Below are 3,933 nucleotides of genomic sequence, written 5' to 3'. Positions count from 1 at the left end.
TGGTCGTCGTCATCGTGGAGTAGGTCCGATCTCGCCCTGCGTCGGGCTGGATTTGCTGAGTGCCGGTGGACTCAACTCACCCTGACACGCAGGGCCACCACGACAGCCTGCGCTTCTCCGTGGTCCTCAGTCGCCGTTGGTCAGCGGAGTCACGTTCGCATGAACAGGGGTGAGCGCGGTTCGGAGGACGTTCGAGTCGCCACGAAACTCGCCGGCGGCGATGGCCTGCTCGATGCTGATCGCTCCAGCGGCTAGAGCGACGACCACGTCGGGAGCGGCGGTGAATACTGAGGCCGGATCTCGATCGGGTACGAATGCGCTTGGACCGTCTTCGTCGACCCTCAGGGCCATGAGGAAGCCGTCCGTCTCGATGCCGAGCTCGACGGGAGGAGAGGCGGTTGCGCCTCGGAGGAGGGCAGGCAGCGCGAGGGTCAGCCAGCGCGGCTGGAAGGCGTCGTCGCCCTGGCCGGTCGCCAGCAGCGGAGCGCCCCACCGGCCGAACGCCTCCATCGGCTCTCGCAACCCCGCTCCCCACGACGTGAGGGCGTAGACGACGCTCGCGTCCCCGAGACGACGCTCGACGATCCCGTTCGCCTCCATGGTCTTCAGCCGCTCGGACAGGAGGTTCGTCGCGATGCCTTTGAGTGAGGTCTTCAGCTCGGTGTAGCGCATAGGCCCCGGCAGCAGCTCGCGCGCGATGAGCAGCGTCCACCGGTCGCCTACGACATCCAGAGAGCGCGCAAGGGCGCAGAACTGCCCGTAGGAGCGCGAACCCTTGACCTTCTGGTTGATACTTTCCACCATGCTTTATGATATCAACCATGCGGAGGGAGTGTCGAGCAGAGGAGATTCCGTGGAGCTGAGCATCAGCTGGTTGGCCGTCGTGTCCGCGATCGCGGTCGGAATGGCGATCGCGTGGATCTGGTACAGTGACTGGGGGCTGGTCGGCGGCGTATGGCGGAAGCTGACCGGGGTGACCAAGGAGGACTCTGAGAGAGGCGGCAAGGGTCCGTTCGTGGTCCTGGTGGCATCAATCGCCGTCACCGCGCTGACTCTCGCAGCCGCCAGCTCCGTCACTTCCGGCTTCTTCGGCATCGACTCCTTCTGGGCTGCCCTGGCGGTTGCCCTTGTGGCGTGGCTCGGCTTCTCACTGTCGACCCTGGCACAGCACAACGGCTTCGAGCAGAAGCCTGGCCAGCTCACCGTGATCAACAGCGCCTACCAGCTCGTGCTGTTCCTGGGCATGGCGGTTCCGATCGGGTTGCTGCAGTAGCAGCGCGCAGTCAGAGCGCAACAACCATGGGACATCGCAATGCTCCCCTGAGCCCCGAGGGACGACGTCGCCTCATCGAGCGCTGCAAGACCCGCCCGATCGCGCACGTCGCGGCGGAAATCGGGATCTCACGAGCCCGCGCGTCGAAATGGTAAACCGGTGGCGCAAGCACGGCGACGTCGGACTCCACGACCGCTCATCCACTTCGCACCGCCAGTCGACTGCCACCGATTCCACCATCGTGGAACAGATCGAGGGATGCGCCGGAACCACAAATTGTCCGCGACTCGAATCACCTTCGAACTGAACGAGTCCGGCGTCACCATCAGCCGACGTGCCGTGACCCGGCTACTGGCTCAGCTCGGGCTGAATCGGCGGCGGTTCATCGATCCGAACGGCGACCTCAACCGGCAACCCAAGACAATCGTGGCGAAGCGGCCCGGGCACATGGTGCATGTTGATGTGAAGAAGGTCGGCCGCATCCCCGACGGTGGTGGATGGCGCGCCCGTCGGGTTCGTGCACCGCGCCCGTGCCTGGTTCGCCGCGCACGGCATCGGCCACATCGAGCGCGTCGTGACACTCAACGGAGCCTGCTACCGCGCCCACGCCTTCACTCGCGCACTTCCCGGGGCGAAGCACAAGCGCACCAAGCGCTACACCCCTAAACACAACGGCAAGGTCGAGAGGTACAACCGGATCCTGGCCGAAGAGTTCCTTTACTCCCGCATCTGGACCAGCGACTCTGAACGATCGGCGGCAGTCGCCGTGTGGAACGTGCACTACAACCACCACCGACCACGCAGCGCCACCGCAGGACAACCACCTGCTGTACGTGCCCCGGCAGGCGTCACCAACGTCGTGGCCGCATACAGCCAGTGAGTCTTCGGCGCGGGCACTGACCGAGGTGCTGATTTGGCACGGTCCACATCAAAGGTGAACCGAGCAAGCCGCGGACCGATCCCGCCGGCTCGGACCATGCGGTTCAGCGTTCGCCTCGCGTGGTCTCCACCAACTGCCGAAGGCCGTCGACGAACTGCTTGTCCCCGCACGGGTCGATTTGGATATCCCCACCTCGGCGTGTGTAGAGGTATCGGCCGTCGTTGCGTACGTCGAACCAACTCACGAACCTGGGCGGGGACGGCCGCGCGGCCCGACAATCCCCACTGATCTTCACGTGCCCGCTACCAGTCCGCGGCGCGGCCAACAGTTCACGCGTACGAGCCGTCTGCCGACTGCTACCCGCTGTCCACGAATCATCCCGATCCCGACCGCGCAGCCCGGCGATGCTTTCCACCATCCGTCCGGCAGAGCCAGCACCGCAAGCTCCCGCCACAGACCCCACCATCCGGGCGACGATATTGGCCGAGCCGACGTAGACCGACACATCGCCACCTCGGTCATCAGCCGAACCTGCGTGCTGCACCACCGCCGCCCCGACATCGGTGACGATCGCGCCGAAGGCACGGATCGGCGACCGTCGGTGGCCCATCACCTCGACCTTGATGTCCGGGTCGAAGATCGTGCGCAGCACTGGGACGAGGTCCGGGTCGTCACGCACGGGAATCCGCGCCCGAAACGCGGCTTCGGCCGCCTCCCACTCCGACTGATACCGGGTCGAGCTGAGCAATCGCAGCGGTGCCGGTAGCCGGTCAGCACCGAACTCCCGGGCGACATAGATGAATTCATCGGCGGTGAATCGCCAGTTCATCGAGCCTGCTCGCCGCGCTCGCGGGACTCGACGCTCCAGTCATCCTGAGTGGACTGGTCAGTAGAGAAGGCGGTGGGGCCGCTCGGTTCCTCCGCATCGTTGCGCCGCACGACCTCCCAGTCGCAGTCCTCGACCGGTCCCGCGTCGATGCCGAATACTGCCGGCGTCGTGGGTTCGCGAGGACCCAACAGCTCAGCGGTGTTGCGTTGGTTGATCATCCATTCCGGAACACCCTTGTGCTCGCCGTCCTGATCGCCCTGCCGTCGACCGGCCGCACCGCCCATTCCAGGGAATCCACCCATGCCCGGTGTCGACCGTGCACCCGCGCCAGCGCCAGGGCCGACACCGACCGCGCCTGGCCCGACAGGATTCCCCGGCACGCTACGACCCGCGACCGGCGCACCTGAACCTGGTTGAGCGCCGGATGCCCCGGATCCGACCGGTGTCCCGGTTCCACCAGGAACGCCCGAGCCTCCCGAACCGTGTGGCCCGCCAGGATTGTTCGGGGAACCGGAAGTCGGTGTCCCTGTCGGGGTTCCGGTATCGGTTCCCGCTGCGGTCGTACTGTCGTCGCCCTCGCTGGAAGGCGAAGTCTGCGTACCACCATCATCGCCGTTCGTGTCACCGTCGGATGAGTCGTCGCCAGGGATCGCAGCGTCGTTCTCGCTGTTCGGTTGATCATCCTGATTCGGCTGTTCCGGCGTGTCCGTGGACGGTTGCTCGACGACGCTCTGTGGTGAGTTGCCACCTGGAATCGAGTTTTCGGGTGTACCAGGCGTATTCCCGCCGTTCCCCGGCTCGGTCGGCGCTCCGAAGACCGGCACGCCCTGCCCGGCCGGCTGGTAGTTCGGAACATAGAGCCCCTAACAGGTTCGGTCAGGTAGCGGTGAGACCCACTGTCGTGCAGTATGTTTCGCCGTGGCGGCGCCGTGGATCGTGGATGATGAGTTG

Annotated in this window: 4 protein-coding genes and 1 pseudogene; 2 read left to right on the top strand and 3 right to left on the bottom strand. The window is 65.7% G+C overall.

Going from position 1 to position 3,933, the window contains the following annotated elements:
• Window positions 1-126: 126 nt before the first annotated feature.
• Entirely contained in the window at window positions 127-804 is a 678-nt protein-coding gene (locus ACFXK0_RS28910) for a winged helix-turn-helix transcriptional regulator (RefSeq protein WP_379414250.1), read from the bottom strand.
• A gap of 49 nt (window positions 805-853) precedes the next feature.
• Between ACFXK0_RS28910 and ACFXK0_RS28905 the strand changes: the two genes are divergently transcribed.
• Both ACFXK0_RS28905 and ACFXK0_RS28900 read left to right on the top strand, forming a co-directional pair.
• Window positions 854-1,273, top strand: a complete 420-nt coding sequence (locus ACFXK0_RS28905; protein ID WP_379414249.1) for a DUF1761 domain-containing protein — start codon at window positions 854-856, stop codon at window positions 1,271-1,273.
• Window positions 1,274-1,299: 26 nt separating this feature from the next.
• Window positions 1,300-2,153, top strand: a pseudogene (locus tag ACFXK0_RS28900) (integrase core domain-containing protein).
• A gap of 103 nt (window positions 2,154-2,256) precedes the next feature.
• Here the strand turns inward: ACFXK0_RS28900 and ACFXK0_RS28895 are convergent.
• Complete coding sequence (locus ACFXK0_RS28895) at window positions 2,257-2,982, bottom strand: ESX secretion-associated protein EspG (RefSeq protein WP_379414248.1); 726 nt, start codon at window positions 2,980-2,982, stop codon at window positions 2,257-2,259.
• Window positions 2,979-3,266 carry a hypothetical protein gene (locus tag ACFXK0_RS28890; RefSeq protein WP_379414247.1) on the bottom strand — a complete coding sequence of 96 codons (288 nt, stop codon included), beginning with the start codon at window positions 3,264-3,266 and terminating at the stop codon, window positions 2,979-2,981. The genes ACFXK0_RS28895 and ACFXK0_RS28890 overlap by 4 nt, the downstream gene beginning before the upstream one ends.
• Window positions 3,267-3,933: the final 667 nt, after the last annotated feature.

The organism is Nocardia sp. NPDC059177 (assembly GCF_042755165.1).
GTDB lineage: Bacteria > Actinomycetota > Actinomycetes > Mycobacteriales > Mycobacteriaceae > Nocardia.
This window is presented reverse-complemented; position numbering and strand designations above follow the sequence as displayed.